The sequence below is a fragment of the Paenarthrobacter sp. E2MeOHC11 genome (genome assembly GCF_058744955.1).
This window is the reverse complement of the sequence record NZ_CP196673.1, coordinates 4309092-4325804: the sequence shown is the minus strand read 5'-3', so window position 1 is coordinate 4325804 and position 16713 is coordinate 4309092. Positions and strand designations below refer to the sequence as shown.

Annotated in this window: 11 protein-coding genes; 6 read left to right on the top strand and 5 right to left on the bottom strand. The window is 58.8% G+C overall.

What is annotated here, in order from left to right:
- Positions 1-274: 274 nt before the first annotated feature.
- On the bottom strand, positions 275-2635 hold the full coding sequence (locus tag ACSSVG_RS20085; RefSeq protein ID WP_492415968.1) for a hypothetical protein: 2361 nt from the start codon (positions 2633-2635) through the stop codon (positions 275-277).
- A gap of 730 nt (positions 2636-3365) precedes the next feature.
- Here ACSSVG_RS20085 and ACSSVG_RS20080 point away from each other — a divergent pair.
- The gene (locus ACSSVG_RS20080) at positions 3366-4367 is read left to right on the top strand and encodes a ScbA/BarX family gamma-butyrolactone biosynthesis protein (protein WP_374202206.1); all 1002 of its coding nucleotides are present in this window, start codon (positions 3366-3368) and stop codon (positions 4365-4367) included.
- On the opposite strand, the gene ACSSVG_RS20075 is transcribed toward ACSSVG_RS20080, so the two are convergent.
- Positions 4270-4941, bottom strand: a complete 672-nt coding sequence (locus ACSSVG_RS20075; protein WP_231338608.1) for a ScbR family autoregulator-binding transcription factor — start codon at positions 4939-4941, stop codon at positions 4270-4272. The genes ACSSVG_RS20080 and ACSSVG_RS20075 overlap by 98 nt on opposite strands.
- Before the next feature lie 2 nt (positions 4942-4943).
- Here ACSSVG_RS20075 and ACSSVG_RS20070 point away from each other — a divergent pair, with 2 nt between their 5' ends.
- The 5 genes from ACSSVG_RS20070 to ACSSVG_RS20050 all read left to right on the top strand — a co-directional run bounded on the left by ACSSVG_RS20070 (position 4944) and on the right by ACSSVG_RS20050 (position 10687).
- Positions 4944-5927, top strand: a complete 984-nt coding sequence (locus ACSSVG_RS20070; protein WP_231338609.1) for an NAD-dependent epimerase/dehydratase family protein — start codon at positions 4944-4946, stop codon at positions 5925-5927.
- 190 nt (positions 5928-6117) lie between these two features.
- A complete protein-coding gene (locus ACSSVG_RS20065) occupies positions 6118-6420 on the top strand; it encodes a lactococcin 972 family bacteriocin (RefSeq protein WP_231338610.1) in 303 nt (100 codons plus the stop codon).
- Positions 6421-6579: 159 nt separating this feature from the next.
- Entirely contained in the window at positions 6580-8853 is a 2274-nt protein-coding gene (locus ACSSVG_RS20060) for a bacteriocin-associated integral membrane family protein (protein ID WP_231338611.1), read from the top strand.
- The gene (locus tag ACSSVG_RS20055; RefSeq protein ID WP_231338612.1) at positions 8853-9548 is read left to right on the top strand and encodes an ABC transporter ATP-binding protein; all 696 of its coding nucleotides are present in this window, start codon (positions 8853-8855) and stop codon (positions 9546-9548) included. Before ACSSVG_RS20060 ends, ACSSVG_RS20055 begins: the two co-directional genes overlap by 1 nt.
- Before the next feature lie 32 nt (positions 9549-9580).
- On the top strand, positions 9581-10687 hold the full coding sequence (locus tag ACSSVG_RS20050) for a beta family protein (RefSeq protein WP_231338613.1): 1107 nt from the start codon (positions 9581-9583) through the stop codon (positions 10685-10687).
- Positions 10688-11056: 369 nt separating this feature from the next.
- Here ACSSVG_RS20050 and ACSSVG_RS20045 read toward each other — a convergent pair whose 3' ends face one another.
- From ACSSVG_RS20045 to ACSSVG_RS20035, 3 genes are all read right to left on the bottom strand, one after another.
- Positions 11057-12280 carry a DUF8462 domain-containing protein gene (locus ACSSVG_RS20045; RefSeq protein WP_231338614.1) on the bottom strand — a complete coding sequence of 408 codons (1224 nt, stop codon included), beginning with the start codon at positions 12278-12280 and terminating at the stop codon, positions 11057-11059.
- A gap of 642 nt (positions 12281-12922) precedes the next feature.
- A complete protein-coding gene (locus ACSSVG_RS20040; protein WP_231338615.1) occupies positions 12923-13477 on the bottom strand; it encodes a sce7726 family protein in 555 nt (184 codons plus the stop codon).
- A gap of 1768 nt (positions 13478-15245) precedes the next feature.
- Positions 15246-16511: a hypothetical protein gene (locus tag ACSSVG_RS20035; RefSeq protein ID WP_231338616.1), complete on the bottom strand. Its 1266-nt coding sequence runs from the start codon at positions 16509-16511 to the stop codon at positions 15246-15248.
- Between the last annotated feature and the right edge of the window lie 202 nt (positions 16512-16713).

Here is a 16713-nt window from a genome sequence, read left to right as displayed (position 1 = left end):
GTGGCGTCGGCAGTTCAATCCCAGTGCAAGAGACAACGTTAGACAAGCTTCGCCACCAGTACTGGGGTCGAAGCCGTTCAGCCTCGGAGGCCGACGAGGGTCATCGTTGTCGAATTACGGTTCCGACAACAGCAAAAAATGGCACCACCCAAACCGGCGGTATACCCGTTCATCATCTGGAAACTGTGGGAACTGTAGCATTTCGATACAGGTGGTACTGGCGTAGTCTCCAGCTGAAGAACCAAGTTGCCCTGTTGCGGCAGAGTCATCACGTCTAGGTTTGCTCCCGGCGCCGAAGCATCGAGTAGGCGAGCCAGTCTGTGTCCGATTCCTTAGCCCGCGTGGTGAGAAACGCCACGAACTTCTTTTCTCGCGCGGCGATTTCTTCTGCGGTCAGAGTGGTCAGGGCAAATGGGTCGCCTCCTAAAGCCCATGTGGGTTGGGGGTCCAGCATGAGGTCGTACGTCAATGCCACCCGTCGGTGCGTCCCGTCAGCGTTGCGTACGACCAATGAATCCATCAGGTCCCCGGTGTCCTGGGAGTACTGGCACGCGGCGACACCGCTCCAGGATGATTCCAATGCTGAAGCTAAGATGTCCAGTTTCGAGACCTCACGCTCAGTGAGGCCAGATGCCGTCCGCTTGACTTCGATCGGGATGAACTCGCCGCGCCGAGTCAGCATGAGCAGGTCAGCTTCACCGATTTCCCTGTTCCCGTCAGCAGGAAAAACGCTCATCCCGGGGTGCATGCCAATCAGATCACTCTGAGTGGCGCGGCCAAAGAGCATTTCGAAGAATCGAGCAACAAGAATGTGTCCCATGGCATCGACCTCGTAAACACGCCGAGCCTGTTCGCTGAGCCGGTACTTGAAATCGATCGTGTGCCGGTCGCCGAACGGGAATTCGATTGCCTTTGCACACCCGCGACAGGTTACAGGTGGCTTGAAGTTCCCGATGGGAATCCATTGCTTGGCACCGCACTTGGGGCACTGGAGGGGGAAGCCCTTTATGACCACGCTGGATCGTTCGGCCCATGCGAGCCAGTACTTGGTCGCGACTTCACTGTTGCTGAGGGCGCGTTTGAAATCATGGAATGACTTCTCAGGTAGCTCGTCAATTGATGAGCCAACGGATTCGCCTGGGTTTGCTTGGATCCCTGCCTGCCTAAGCCGCTCCTTGTACCAGTTGAAGCCTTGCCTAGCGGCCATTGATTCGAGCAATTCAAGGAGGGGCGCGTGGCAGAGTAAGGACGCGTCGCTGAGACCGCCCAACATCTCCACCATGATCCTCGCGGCAATCCCGGGGGCGGACTCGCGCAGCTTGAGGTTTCGGATCGATGCAAGGCTACTGGCGACGAGTTCACGGGAAGGCCATTCGATCGTGGATATTTTGTCACCATGACTCAGAGAAGACCATCTGGTGTGGGCGCCGTTGTAGAACGCACCGTTGTAGTGGTCGACGCGGTAGTCGTCACTGAACGGAAGAGGTGCGTCTTCGACCGAGATGTCATATTGCATGACGAGTAGTCTGTTGATGTTGCGCTGATGCAGGACCTCCTGATGGCGAGCTGAGTCCAAGGACATATAAGCTGCTTGACCCTCCTTCCAGATTAGGACTTCATCACGACTCAACCCCAGAACAGATCCGAACATCAGCATTTCCTCGGGCGGGCGCACGCTCACATGTCTCAGGCCTGTGAGCGCTTCGGACAACTCGTCTGTTGTTACGCTGCAACTGGTCACATAGAGAACGGTTGCTGCCATGCCGTTAAGCGCGATACCTGGCGAGGAAGTCAGCCTCGTTAGGGCATCGGCCGAAAATTCGGCATGCGGGATCCCGATGGGCGTGGCATAAAAGTCACCATGGGCCGCCCTAAGATTCCAGAGCAGGGCAAGGTCTTCCAATGAACCGGGAGAACAGACAACCAGGATGTTAGGACCCGCGTCATAACGCGCGAACCAGGGTTGCGGGAGGACCGGTCGATCCAGTCGGATCGAGGTACTAGCTGTCGCCGCATATGACAGGTTGTGCATCGAGAGCTGACGAGGTGTGAGAACATGTTCCTCCGGCCAGAGCCGAGCACGCAGATCGCTCAGCGATCCAGTCGCCGTTACACGACGGATGTCCACAAAGTCACTGAAGTCGATGTCGGGCAGCCATTGCCCCGCTTGGACAATGTTTGGGTCGACCTTCTCCGGCAATTTCCCGAGGCAGGTGAGATATATCCCGTGCCAAGGGTCCTCAGTGTCCAGGGTAACCACCTCGTGGGTCACTTTGTTTTTGGTAGCCCTGAACGGTAATAACCCTGCGGCTAGCTGTGCCCGGTCAACGCTTCTGGTCTCAGTGAGGTTGATCTTGTCGTTCAGTGCCATTTCCGGGTCATAGCCAGAACCGTGCACGTCGTCGATTTGGGAACCCGGCAGGATCCGACGGTAAAGGTCAGGGATGTGGCCGCTGCTCGTGATGGGCAGGATGATGTTGGCTGCCCCTCCCCATAATTGGCACTCCAGTTCGACGGCATCTTCGAGACTTCGTGGGCCTCCGACCGCCAGCGGGAGCGCAACCCTTCGCGGTCGGGCACTGATCCGCGCGACGTGAGGTCCGTTGAGGCGTTCATTGTCGAGAAATAGCGTCATGCAGTGATGATCCCATGGGAGGCTACACGGGCTGCGGCGGCCCACGCAGGTGATCGGCCCCAACATGATGAGGTATCAGCATTGCCCTCCCGCCCTACATCGCTGCTGCTGTCCTGAGGCGGTCGCGGCCTGTGATGCAACATGGCTCTTGGCCGTCCAAGGTCCGGTTTCATGAGATGCCCCCGGCACACTGGTAGAGGCGAATGCACTGACCTCAGGCTGACCTGGCTGTTGGTGCCAAGAACGTTGAAGGTGTGATGTTCCGGCGGAATCCCAACTCACAGCTAGCGAAGTGATGGCTATGACGACGGTGTTGCAATGCGCGATGGCCGAAAAGATCTCCTGGAAGAAGCAACGGCAACACCGCACACAATCTCTGCCTCCATGGAAGCAAGAAGCGCACTCGAACACAGGGCCTTCTGGTCCTTCCGTGTTACATGTCCGGATCGCGAATCACCGCTCCGAATCCACTCAAAGTGAGGAGAAGCCTCAATTGTCGAGTCTTCAGAAGACGCTCTGTGAATGACGTCGCAGATTCCGCAGAGTGACTTCCAAAATAACGAAGACAAAAGCAACATCAGGGCAGCGGCGCAGTTTTCTGCTGTTCTCCGAGGCCATAACGCGGGCACATTTTGGGGAACAAAACGACACGCACGGTTCGTGACGGGCACTGCCTCTTACCAAACGGTACGCCCGGTATGCTTTGGGCATTCGAAATTGGGGGCAGCACGTGACGCAAAATATATCGACTACGGCCGATTGGCGGGATCCGCAGTTCAGGTCGACGGTCAGCAGGGAGCTCGTCCATCGACGCTCGGTTTCGGAGGTTTTTCCAACCGCAATTACGAAGGCATCCGAGACAGAGTTCACTGTCTGTGCGCAGTGGCCTCGATGGCATGTCTTTTACGCCCCGCCCAACAGCAGCTTCGACTCAGCGTTGGTCGTGGAGACGTTGCGCCAACTTACCGTCCTGATTGCCCACACTTACCTCAGGGTTCCGCTTGGAAGTCCTTTCCTGATGCCCCAAATTGGGGTCGTCATGGAAGCAAACTGTTCCCGAGACGCCTCCCGCCCCGTCGAAGTCACGGCCAAGGTTCAGGTGACCAATCAGCGCACGAGTCGCCATGGCGTCGCAACCTTCGGCACGGCCGCCGTGTTTGTAGTGGACGGTCAGGAAATCGCGAGAGGCGATGCAACGGCCAGGATCGTAGATCCTGCGATTTACAGCCGCTTGAGAAACGCCCATGTGCCGTCGTCCACGGCTGGGCTCGTTCAACCGGCATCAGCCGGGGACGTTGGACATCTCTCTGATTGGAATGTCGTGGTGGGTCGCCCTACGGAACAACGACGGTGGCCGCTGCGGGTGGACACAACCAACCCGATTTTGTTTGACCATCCTCTCGACCACATTCCGGGCGTTCTGCTCATAGAGGCCGTGCGGCAGGCGCTGCGGCTGGAATTTGAGGATCCTGGCTTGGATTTCGCCGCCTTCGAGTCACAATTCCTCGCCGTGGCCGAATTGGGGGCAGAGCACGATGTGGTCCTCGAATCCCTGACAGATGACCATGGCACCCTTCTCGCCGTGGCCGGCGTTCACGCGGGAGATGACGTCCTGATGCGCACTGTCGCTCGGATCAGGCGCCAGCCCCCACAGCCCTTCGCGCTACGACCGTCGTCTCGGCTACCAAGGCAGCAAGTGCTTCCGGATCCAGGCCAGAACTCTCATGGATGATTCCCGGAAGAAGTATTTCCCACATCTGTCGTATTCGCTCGATAACGTCTTCGCGACCGGTCAGAACATTGGAGACCATTTGGACCCCGGTGAACGAGGCAACGATGTACCGCGACAGGAACTCCGGATCAACGGAAGAACGGACGTGTCCTTCTACGATGGCTTGCTCAGCGAGACGGCCCATGGTGGCCATCCAGTCTTCGTAGGGCCTGCGAACGTCCTGGTCGAATGCCGACGCTTCAAGCGTGAGCCTGATACCAGCCCGCACAACTCCATCGGCCGCCAACAGCTCGCCAAAGGCGCCGCAGAGCCGGATCATGGTTTCCAGCGCCGGAGACTTCTCAGCAAGTATGCGCTCTCCTGCCGCCATGGTAACTGCGTGTTGTTCTTCCAACACCGCGCGGGCAAGTTCGTCTTTGGACTTGAAGTGGAAATACATGGCCCCCTTCGTAACCTTGGCAGCCTCAGCGACGAGCGAAATGCTCGCGGTCCCGAAGCCATGCTCTTCGAAGACCAGGGCAGCTCCGGCGATGATCGCCTCCCGAGTTGCCTTTGCGCGATCTTGAAGGACCAACGATGAACCTCAGCTCTAGTCGAAAAACGTATGAGTTGCTTCCAAAGCTCCACCAGGACGGTGAGTCGAAGCGGGTGCTGCTGGTGGGGGCAACCGGATTTATCGGAAGCCACATCTTGCGTGCTTTAAACTCACAAAGCGATACCACCGTATCGATCCTATCAAGAGGGCATTACAACGGCGTCGGATCCTATGACAACTCCGTCATACCGGGCGATGTCACCGATTTTTCCAGCCTGTCCTTGGCCTTGGAAGGTATCGATGTCGTGATCAACGCAGCCTCATATGTGGGCTCGCACGCAGCAACAGCCATAAGTGTGAATCTGGAGGGCACGCTGAACATACTTCGCGCCTGCGAGCAATCCTCAGTTAGCAGAGTCATCCAACTCAGCACCACCGCCGTCTACGGATCCGGACCCCACCGGGGTCCGAAACCCTCAGCGCCCGGCTACCATCCGGAGTCCATCGCCAGCCAGAGCCGCGCAACTGCGGATCAGGAGGTGCTGGCCGCCGGTGGGATCGTCATCCGCCCCAACCTGGTCTACGGCAGCGGTGACCGCTGGGTCATACCTGGAATTGTGCGGATGTTCAGCACTTTAGAGGCGACAATCGACAACGGTGATGCGCTGGTGTCCCTCATCGACGTCGAAGCCCTGGGCAGATTATCCGCAAGTCTGGCCAGGACGCCATTGCCCCTGTCGGGGGCGCTGCACGCCGCCGGCACAGAACCGGTGAGCGTCAGTAACCTGCTGACCCACATTTCTGAGCAGATCCAGAAGCTGGACATCAAGCGGGACTGCTCACTGCATGAGGCTGTTCGCCTACTGGAACCGGCGGGATTTCGCCCCCATCAGGTCAGCATGCTTGGCGCCGATCATTATTACGAGTCCTCCGAGCTCTGGGAGATTGCCGGGCTGCCGGAACCCGCATTTCGCATCTCACCAGATGCTTCGCTCTGGTACCGGCGCTTCCTGACACGACACTGATTCGTCCATAAACATCTGCCCCTCTGCACGGCTTCCCAACAGCCCGCAACCACGACACGCAGGAAATATTTCCAACAACTTGACTCTTTTAAGAAAACCGGACGTAAGGTTTGTTTTGCAGCGATCTCGCACCTTCACTCACGGAGTCGCTGGGACAACAAGATCAACAGTATGAGACAGGAGAAATGTCATGAAACGACCGATACAGATCGGTTTGCTGGTTCTTGGTTTGGGGGTTGCCTCGGCGACACCGGCGTTGGCGGGAACCATCGTCAACGTCGGTGGCGGCACATGGAGCTACGGAACCTCATTCCAGGCTCCATGGTTCAAGAACGTCTGGTCCCACTATGTGAATCCGACGCAGTACCACTCTGCGACGGCCATCGGTGGTCCCAACAACGTCAAGATTTACGCCAACGCAGGGTCGTGGGCCAACGCCGGCACCCAGTGCGGGTCGGGAGAAAACGCAGCGCAGTACTGGAATAACTACTAGGGATTCCAGCCACGTGGGTGACCGCCGACCACGTGGAGCTATCGGCGAACATCGCCACAGACCAGGCCTGGGAGCAGGAACAGTCGGAGCCGCTCCCAGGCTTGGTCTCCGGCGGTCACCATATTTCCGCACCACCGCCCCGGAAGGGTGTCTCCATTCATGAAGTGGGTTCTCGTTGCTTTTCTCCTCCTTTTGTCAGCGGCCGGGGCGGGGGTTTCCTTCGTAGAGGCCGACAACGCCGAGCGGACCAGCATGCAGCAGGCTGCAGCGTCCGTCGGCCGCCCCTTTGATGTACCAAGCGACGCAGCGCTGGCGGACCCGGTAGTGGCTCTTGAAGCCCTCGGGAAAGCGGCGGATTCGGCCAAGGTCAACGTGTTCCGAACCTCCATCGGCTACAACAGCGATGATCAGCCTCAGATGACCCACTACGCCCTGCTGGCCGGTGACACGACCACATTCTGGGATTCCTTCCGGCTGCACAGCGGCCGTCTGCTGACTCCATCCGACACCAGGGAAGCCGGTCCAGTGCTCGCCTCGTTGGCAACACAAGAGGCCCAACAGGTGGGTGTTCTGGAGGATCTAGGCGGCAATGACCGCGTCTTCATCAGGAGCCTGCGATCAGCATTCGATTCGCTCCCGGCAGCCGGGGCCTACTACGTCGAATGCAGCACGACGGCCGCATGTGACCAGTTCACAGCAAGCCTGGCTCAGAACTTCAATGACATACTGGGGACAACCAGATGGACCGCCGCCGACTTCACAACGGCCGCGGCCCCATTCGGAGGACTGCAAACAAACACCGCTGCGCTGCTGACCGTCCTCGTTTACGGTCTGGTCTTCTTTGTCGTCGTACTCCTCGTTTACCGCCAACTCTACGAAGCAAAGCGCTCCGGAGTGCTGAAACTTCATGGATACAGCACCTTGGCTATCTGGTTCCGGGTCTCAGGATCACTCATTGCCATCACCTCGGCGGCCTCCGGAATTGCCATCCTGTCAGCCTGCCTCCTGATACCGGGCCACACTCCGCAGTTCCTTGCTGCCGTAGCCTTCAGCCTCATCAAACTCGCAGCCATTGCCCTGCTGGCCTCGTTGCTGACGTGCATGTACATCCGACGACTGGAGATCTCTGCTGCCATCAAGAACCGCAAAGAAACGGGACTCCTTTTCGTCACAAGCACCGTTCTCAAAGCGGCATTTACGATGCTGCTGGTCGTAACATCGGCCGGTCTTTGGAGCCAATACACCGAAATCCAGCACCAAAGCGCACTGCTTAAGAACTGGCAGTCGACGTCCAAGTACGGCATCTACTACCCCACCAGTGTTGGCAACGACCTCATCGACCTCCAGACGGGACGCTCCGGCCCCACCGAAGCCCAGGTCTACGGGCTCTATCCTTCACTGAACGCCATGGGCTCCGTGTTCATCGACTCCACAAACTTTGAGCCAGCCGCCCTGGCCAACCCAGTCGAGCCGGGCGGGTTCCGCTCCATGCTGGTCAACCCCAACTACCTCAATGAATTCCCCATCAAAGGCACGGACGGGAACCCTGTGTCAGTGCAGGAGAATGACAGCAACTGGGTGGTATTGGTCCCGGAATCCTATCGGGACCATGGCCAAGAAATTCTGGCCTACTTCACGGCGTCACGCACCGGAGGACCAAATCGTCAAGGGGTGGCACAAGCCGAAAAAGTTGTCTTCGGACGGGATGTTCCTCCCGAGGTGAAAACCCAGCAGGTGCGCATCATCTGGACCGCGAACGATCAACGCGTTTTCAGTTTCAACCCCGCTGTTGCACCCGAAGACGGAAACGTCGTTACAAACCCCATCGTTCAAGTCATGACCGACTCGAACAGTGCAGGAATTGACCGCAGCAACATGATCACAGGCGCCGCAGGAACAGGCCTGAAGATCAAGCTCACAGACTCCAGCACATCGGCAACCCAGGCCGAGCTCGGGCCCTTGCTGAAAAGTCTCAAACTCGAAGACAACCTTCTGCACCTTGTCACCATGAACGACTACGCGCTCGGCCAAGTGGAATACCTGCAGCAAGGCATCAGAAACATCGCCATTACTGCCGCCGGGCTGCTCCTGACAATGCTTGCCCTGGCGTTCCAGTGCCTGACATTGACCTTCGAGCGGTTCTCCCGCCGCATCGTCGTTCGGAGGCTGTTCGGAACGCCCTTCATCAGCCGGTACCAGGAATTCCTCACGGTGTTCACCCTCGTCTGGGGCATCCAACTGGCCGGGGCCTTACTGCTCAATGCCGCCGGGGTTTCGCCCTTCGCCACAGCCACAAGCTCCGGCACGGCCAACGGATCCGTCGTGCTGGCCACCGCGGGCACTGTCCTGGTATTGGAGCTGGTCTTCTCAGCCTTTGCCTTGGCACTCATCGAGACCAAACGAACAACAGACGTACTGAAAGGCGAGTTCTAATGAATACCGAACCCGTATGCGAGCTCATCAACGTGAGCAAATCCTTCCGCGGCCGTAAAGTCATCGACAACCTGAGTCTGACCATCACCCGAGGAGAAATGATTGCACTCACCGGCCGAAGCGGCACGGGAAAATCCACGGTATTGAACATGATCGGCCTCCTGGAATCCTACGACTCAGGGGAAGTTTCCCTCTTCGGCGGAACTGCTCCGAGGGTCAAATCCAAACAGGCCGAAAAAGTGCTCCGGCATCGGCTCGGCTACCTGTTTCAGAACTACGCCTTGATCGACGGCGAGACCGCCGAATACAACCTTAAGGTCGCCCAAAAGTATGTAAGGACTCCCCGCAGCGAACAGGCCCACCGTCGCGCGGAAGCACTCCACCGCACCGGTCTGGAAGGCTTCGCCGACAGGAAGGTTTACGAGCTTTCCGGCGGTGAGCAGCAGCGGCTCGCGCTGGCACGGCTCATGCTCAAGCCCTGCGAGCTCGTCCTTGCCGATGAACCAACCGGCTCCCTGGACACCGAGAACAGGGCCCACATCCTCGAGATTTTGCGAGGCATGCGCGACGCAGGGAAGACCATCGTCATCGTCACCCATGACAGCGTGGTCGCTGACGCATGTGACCGGGTCCTCAGCCTCGAAGGCACACCCTTGGCCGCGCGGGCCCCGCAGCCAGCTCACGACATCGCGTGACCACTGGACCAACCAACACCCGAAGGAACTTCATGACTGAATCAGCAGCGTCCCCACAGCCCCTTCCGGCGACGCCTCCCATCTACCGGCCATTTACCATTGCCAGGGCCGGCGAATTGGCAGCCTACAAAGATCTGACGGCGGCTTCCCACGCACAGATCACGCCGGTCTTCATCGTCGCTGCCCGTGACTGGGACTACGACAACGAAGTCTTCGCAAAGAGCCCGACAGCCCATCTGGCCGATCTGCCCAAGAAGCTTCACGCCGCCCGCGGCGACCGCCTGGCGTATATCGATTTGTCGTTACTGGACGACGAAGGGTTGGTCCACGGCCAGCACCCTCTGCATTGGCTTGTCACCGAAGCCCAGAAACTGGGGCTCCTCCTGATGCCATTGGCCACCCCGCAAAGTTCTGCCGCGTTCCTTGCCGCCGCCAAATCACTCCATGCAGCCAACGGACGCGGAATAGGCATTCGCCTGACAACAAACGACTGGCCCGGCATCAACGCCGCGGCTGCCACGACGGTGATGTCCGCTGTCGGTGCCGGACATTCAGACGTCGACCTTTTTCTGGATTTTGAGGCCAAAGTCGACGCTCTGGTCGTCGCGGCAATTCAGAACGAAATGCATGCTGCATCCAGTACAGGATGGCGCCATATCACCACGGGCGGCCACAGCTGGCCCAAGGATCTGCCGACCGGCCAAGGCACGTTCGTCCTCCGTCGGGCGGAACTGGCCCAGTACACCGCCAGTTACTTGGGCTTGAAAGGAATCAGCGCACTCCTGCCTGACTTTTTTGACCATCTGGTGGCAAACCCTGAGGTCACCCTTGATATTGACCCCAAGCTTCTGACCATCAGCGCCACCCTCCGGTATGCGGCAGAAGCCCAGTGGGTCTTTGTCCGCGGCGGTCTTTATAAGGCCTCCGGCGGCAAAGGCAAAGGTGGCGCATCGGTAGCGCCGGCACTGCAGGCCCTCATTGGGCACACCCTGTACGGGACCCCGGTCCGCACGAAAGCGGAAACCTGGATCGAAGCCGCCGCGGCAGGGGGCCCGTCAGGCAACCCCATGACCTGGCGGCGATGGGCGACGTACCGGCACATCGAGGTCACGCTGCATTCTCTCGCCAATTCACTCTGACTCCACCTGGTCGCGGACAGCGACGTGCATCCACCAGCCGCGCCGTATGTTCATGGCGCGGCTGGTCGCGCACAGCCAACCGCCGGCCCACCACAAGCGGCGTATCCCCGCTACCAGACCCGAATCTCGAGGCCACAGGGACGAGCTGGTCCAGAGAGGTGATGTTCGCTGTGCCAGCTCGCTGGCCTCGGGCAGCTACCGGTATCGAAAAACAAGTAGACACACCTGCTGGGTCGCGGCGCCATCGGCTCTCGCAGGGCGGGCATGCGGGGAACATGCTGTAGCCAATCCAGACTGAACATCAGCGTCCTCGGGCAGTGCACGAACCGCCACCCACACGGCTTGCGCCGCAGATCGGAGCCGATCTTGTCAGGCGGAATGCCGCCCTCTCCGGTGCCGCAGCTCCGGGACCATGAGTACAGGAACCGCTCGAAGCATGAACTGATCGAAATGCGGCACAGTGAAGGCTGCATATCCGTGGTTCGGCGTGTAGAGCAATCCCTTGTCAATCAACTGAGACCGCGTCGGACCCACCTGCTGGGACGTGCGATTCAGCAGTGTCGCCACATCGTTGGCCAGTTGGGGTTCAGGGCCCAGTTCGGCCATGGCGCGAAGATAGGCTTGTTCAAGCTCCGTCGTTCGATCCAGACGGACCCTGAAGAAACTGCCATCAAGTTTCTCCTCAACGTACCGGTGAGCGTCGTTGACGTCCCGCGTCGTGATCTTGTTGTCCTCGGCCAGGTTCCACACCGCTGATCCCATTTCCTGCAGAAAATAGGGGTAACCTCCGGTGAGGTGCACAGCCTGGTTGGCGGCGGCCTCATCGAAAACAACGCCGCTGTCCAGAGCCGGTCGACTAATTGCCTCGATGGCATCGACATCCTTGAGCGTTCCGATCTTCGGGAACTTGAACAGTCGCTCGGAGTAGGATTTCGCCTCGCCCGCCAACTCGGCTATCTGTGGAAGGCCCGCGCCGACCATGGTTATGGGCAGTTCCCGCTGAACAGTCTTGTGCAGGGCAGCGATCAGTGACTCCAGCTGGGCCTTGGAAAGGAACTGCACCTCGTCGAAGAGCAGAACAAGGCCGGTCTTATGGTCCTGGGCTGCCTCTCCAACGGCCAGAAAAAGGTCGGTAAGGTCAACGCCGAGCTGGCCGCTGTCAGCTTGGCCTTCGACGGCCTCGACGTCAAAGCCGGCAGTAAACTTGCCTTCCGGATCAACAGAGACCGTGAACGAGCGCAGCACACCGGCCGCTCGCCTTGCACGATCCGTCCACTTGGCGCGTGGGGAGATTTCCAGCAGAGCTTTCCGGAACTCCACCGCCAGCTGGCGCCGGAAGTCCCTGTCATCGTGCTTGCTCACCTCAATGTCTATGACAGCCCATTCAGCGGATATGGCTTCCTTCCGGAAGGCACCCAGTAGCACCGTTTTCCCTACCCCACGGAGCCCGGTGATGATCATTGACTGTTCGCTGCGTCCGCGCGCCAGCCTGGCCAACAGGAGCTTGAAGGAGGCAAGCTCGTCGGTTCGGCCGACGAGCACCGGCGGATTCGCGCCAGCGTTGGGTGTGTACGGATTCTCAAGGGGGTCCATAGCAAGAATTTTAGCGGTTTATTAAACATTTATAAAACGTGCATAAGCTAGAAACACCCCACACAGGTGTCGCCGTGTCGGGACTACGTGGACCCGCATGGCAACCCGTGCGCCGGGGTGGTGAGGCCAATAATCCACTACGTCAGACCGGGGCCGAAGCGGCGCCCGGGAAGGACTCGCCGCGATGCTGTCGAGGTAATAAAGAGACGGGGCAGCGACCGAAGAGGCACCCGAGAGATCTGCACCAGTGGCGATGAAGCCTTGAACCGCTACTCCTCGAGGACAAATCGAGCCTTAATGGGAGCGCGCTTGCCGGACCTCGTCGACCATCCGGTGGCAACTCGGGAAGCGACCCTGGACATCGGCCCTAAACTGTTGACGATTCGCGCCGAATTCCGCTGCGCGACCGAAGCCCGATGGGCTTTCGTTCGGTGAAGTCTGTGCGAGGCCTCCGTCGGCAAAAGCCAAAGGTGGCCCACCGTAGCGCCGGCACAGCAGGCCCTCATTAGACGCGCCCTCCTCGAAACCCCGATCCGAATGAAAACGGCGAAACCGGAAGTCTGGATCGAAGGGGCCGCAGCCTGTTGGCCTCAGGAAACGCCGTACCGTGGCGGCGCAGGGCAACCTAGCGTCAAATCGAGGTCACGCTGCACTCTCCCGCCAATTCACTCTGACCTTCAACTGCTCGCGGACAAGAACCCGCATTTGGTCGACGTCAAGGTGCTCCACGAGCCGTGTCATGAGCACATGTCGCGGCTTGGAGCGCACTCCCCTGTCGATGCCGCGCTGTTCCAAAGCATCCAGAAGTTCCTCCCGCCACAGCAGCGTGGCGAGAAACGACGAATCGATGCCCGGGTTGTACTGCGCTTCCCGGAGCTGTGTAAGGACCAGACCCTCATCCGGGGAGATGGCGGCGGTCATGACACCCCACCACTCCGGAAGCAACGGCAGGGCATGGGCGAGGTGTTTGTCCGCGACCACCAACGTCATGTGGTCGAGCATTTTTGAGTACACCTCGACCTGCTTCGGAAGGCGGCGCAACGTATCCTGGGCACTCTTGATTTCATAGCCGGAAAAAGCGCCGTTGAGGACAGCGACGTCAACACGCACTTCTCCAGCCAAGCTCAGTTCATCAACGAACCGGGTGTCCGCGCGCTCATGACTGTGCTGGCGCTCCAAGGCGGCGTGTAACGCCATACGAACATCCCGATCCCACATACAGCCAGATTAACATTTTGCTCCATCGATTAACAGTTCAGCCAGCGCTACGAGCCAGCCGACGACCTTTTACGGCCTTGTCGTGCACGTCGCATGGGGAATGATCTTCGCCGGCAAGAAGCTGCTGCGGCAGGTCAACGGTGGAATTGGTTGCGACGGCCCATTCGGAATCGGTCAACTCCCTGGATCCGCCACAGCTCAGAACGGCTGTAGACGGCACGTCCGTCCAACCAGATGAATTGCCTTGCATAACGTCTTAGTTGGGCCTACAAAGCTCCGCCTCCCAGCGAGGGTGCAGCAATCTGTTCTTTGAAGGCTTCAAATTCCTCTTGGAGACATTCAGGCTGCTGATCCCGCACTCGGACACCCCAGAAAGACCCATCTCTGTAAATGACGCGAATCGATCCGGAGTGAACAATGGTCGCGACGCACCAGTCCGAGTCATCCTCATCATGGCTGCCATTCATTGCCGTACCGTCGTTATGCTCCTCGTGTGCTGACCGAAAAGGTTCCAACTGACTTAGGTTATGTGTGCGCCGGAGAACGAGTTCAATTATCGGAAAGTCTCTCCGTGCGAGTGCTAGCCCTATTTCGCTCATCTGGTGATGCTACACGCCACTTGCAATTGTCCGTTGGAGGCTCCCAGCTGTCTTTGGTTCTGAATGTCCCTGAGTTTCGCTGAATGCAAATTTCAGGAACACACCCGAACTCGGCCGCATTGTGACGTGATACGATGAGCTGTATTTTCGGCCGTCCGCTCAGCGCCGGGGCAATCCGCGGGCTCATTCCGGGCTTCAAGTCCAAACAGATGCGACTCTTGCCGCACCGCTGCACCGGTGGACTGCCGGCACGGAACCGTCTTTGTTTCGCCAACGCGCAAAGAGTCTCGATGCGTTCTCAATGCTCGCCAAGGCCTACAGGGACTGCGTTGGTGCCAGGTCTTCTCAGGATCTTCCGCCACCAAGTCAAACGCCGGGTCTTCTTAGGATCTTCCGACAAAACCCACAATACCTGAGAGCCGGGTCTTCATTGTTTCCGTTTTCCCGGATGCGCTGGGGATCAATGGGTGAACTCCGCGGCGTGCGAAGGACGAATCGAATGGGACGATTCGTGGCTCGACCGGGCACTCGTCCGAAACGACCACCACTCGACCAGCTGGTCGAGTGGGAAATCCCTTGCAAACAAAGGGAAGGAGGCCCCTCTACTACTACTACTCTACTTAAACGACCAGAAATATAGATATATATAAGGGGGCCAGTGTTCTTTCACCAGGGGACACCTTTCTTCTAGAAAGAAAGCAATCTCCCTAGAGAGGCATGTGCCCCACATGGTCGTTTTGGTCGAGTGGGGGTCATTTTGGACCCAAATTCCCCGCCAGCACTGGGATGCAGGGCCGTCAAGCCACTCGACCGGCGGTCGATTCCCGAACGAATTGGCCGCTTATGGTGGTCGAGCGTGAGAGACCGGCATTTTAATGCATGTGATAACCTGAGGAACGAACCTCCTCCTCCAGAGACGAGGGTTATCACATGGCCCCCAATTTGGGGGCATCCGCATTTTTGGGCCGGCATTCATAACCTCTTCAAAGCCACCGAAAATCCGCATTCCATTACTTGTCGATGGCACATCTGGATAGAAATTTGCTGCGACCTCGAGCCTTGGCCACTGCACGACGAAGGCCATCGGACGTCTGTCCTGCACCCACCCGTCTCCGGCGCGGCAACCCAGGGACCTGACCGTGACGGCATCAGAAGGTCCAAGTACCCGGACGGGGAGATGGACTGATCGTGTTCGCAATCTCCCACTCGTACTTCACTTCGTTAGCGAGGTTGTACTTGGTCCACGTCGAGTCATCTACGAAAAGACTGTGGGAGAACCACGCATCCTTGCCTTTCCAATGCGGCAATATGCGCCTGTGGGGAAGCTGGTGCTGGCCAAAATTCAATGAGCTTTGATTACGCAGGCCATCTGCGAGCATGACCAGGTCTGCCCGTGAACGCATGAGGAGGACTCTGGTGACGTTAGGCCTGATGGCATTCCATTCATCTTCGGAGCGGGGCAAGACGGGAGTGTGGAGAAGGACCAGAAGCTTGACTTTCTCCCCGGCAGCTATGCGATTGAGCGCAACGTTTCCGCCGTGGCTGTGGGCGTAGAGGGTATCGATGGATTTGACGCCCTGGGCCCGCTTCCACAGCGGAAAATCATCCGAGCCGCTTCTGCGTTCTTGTTCGCTGTAACCGCCGGACCATCTGAAGTACTCGGGGTTTGAGAACAGATTGCTGTTGACCTCGCTGCGGATATGGGAATGCAACGTCGACCCCGGCGCATACCACCGCTGTTCGGCCAGCCGGGCCCACGTCCCATGAATGGTCAGGCTTGTTTCCGGTTCCGGAGCCGAGCGGCTGCCCTCCACCTCAGTGTCCCTAACCGTCGATCGGCGCGCGTTCTCCCCAAGGGCTGCCTCTGCTATCTCGGCCGCGAGGGGGTCCCGGGACGCCAGCGCTCGTTCCAACACATGGACCGCAACGGCGTACGTACCGGTCGTGAGGCTGTGGACGGCAGCCGATGCGGCGACCTGTTGGATCTCGCTTTCGCTCCATACGGACAAGCTAATGAGGGCCACAGCGGAGAGTGCGCGACGGGTCAGTTCAACATCCCGCCACAAAGCCAATTGCTCCTCAGGTCGACACGGAATTCCCGGACGCCATTCCAAAGATTCACGCGCGACTCCGTGATCCTGCATGGCCATCCTCGTGAGGGACTCGAGCGAATCCGGATTTTTCCAGCTTTCGAGTGAACCATCGAAGCTTTCGACGTACGGCACGGACAGATCATCAGCGTCAGGTTGCGCGGCAATTATCTGGTCAGTTGAGCCGAGCAGATAGGTCCCCAGAAGAAGGAGCTGGGCGGCCGAACTGAGCTGGCCGGCGCGGCTTGCATCCATGAACGCGCGGCCGCCCGTGGGTGGTCGCCCGTCGGATTCCTGCGAGCCGGAAAAGTCGTCGTTGACCATGGTCCCTCCCCTTTTCGCAGAATCTATCCTGTCGCGCGGACAGGAGGAAGAGGCCGCCACTGGCCTGTGATAGCCCGGCCAGTTGTTTGACACCAGCCCTTGTCCCCCGGTTGATAGAGTCATCAACGCGGCGTTGCCGCTGATCGTGACTTCTTCAGGGGGAACCAGTGGGGATTGGCAAATGGGTTCGGCAGCTAGTCGG

Coding starts and splice junctions, on each gene's coding strand:
- ACSSVG_RS20085 (WP_492415968.1), bottom strand. CDS start 2,635: ATGACGCTATTTCTCGACAATGAACGCCTCAACGGACCTCACGTCGCG.
- ACSSVG_RS20070 (WP_231338609.1), top strand. CDS start 4,944: ATGAACCTCAGCTCTAGTCGAAAAACGTATGAGTTGCTTCCAAAGCTC.
- ACSSVG_RS20065 (WP_231338610.1), top strand. CDS start 6,118: ATGAAACGACCGATACAGATCGGTTTGCTGGTTCTTGGTTTGGGGGTT.
- ACSSVG_RS20060 (WP_231338611.1), top strand. CDS start 6,580: ATGAAGTGGGTTCTCGTTGCTTTTCTCCTCCTTTTGTCAGCGGCCGGG.
- ACSSVG_RS20055 (WP_231338612.1), top strand. CDS start 8,853: ATGAATACCGAACCCGTATGCGAGCTCATCAACGTGAGCAAATCCTTC.
- ACSSVG_RS20050 (WP_231338613.1), top strand. CDS start 9,581: ATGACTGAATCAGCAGCGTCCCCACAGCCCCTTCCGGCGACGCCTCCC.
- ACSSVG_RS20045 (WP_231338614.1), bottom strand. CDS start 12,280: ATGGACCCCCTTGAGAATCCGTACACACCCAACGCTGGCGCGAATCCG.
- ACSSVG_RS20040 (WP_231338615.1), bottom strand. CDS start 13,477: ATGGCGTTACACGCCGCCTTGGAGCGCCAGCACAGTCATGAGCGCGCG.
- ACSSVG_RS20035 (WP_231338616.1), bottom strand. CDS start 16,511: ATGGTCAACGACGACTTTTCCGGCTCGCAGGAATCCGACGGGCGACCA.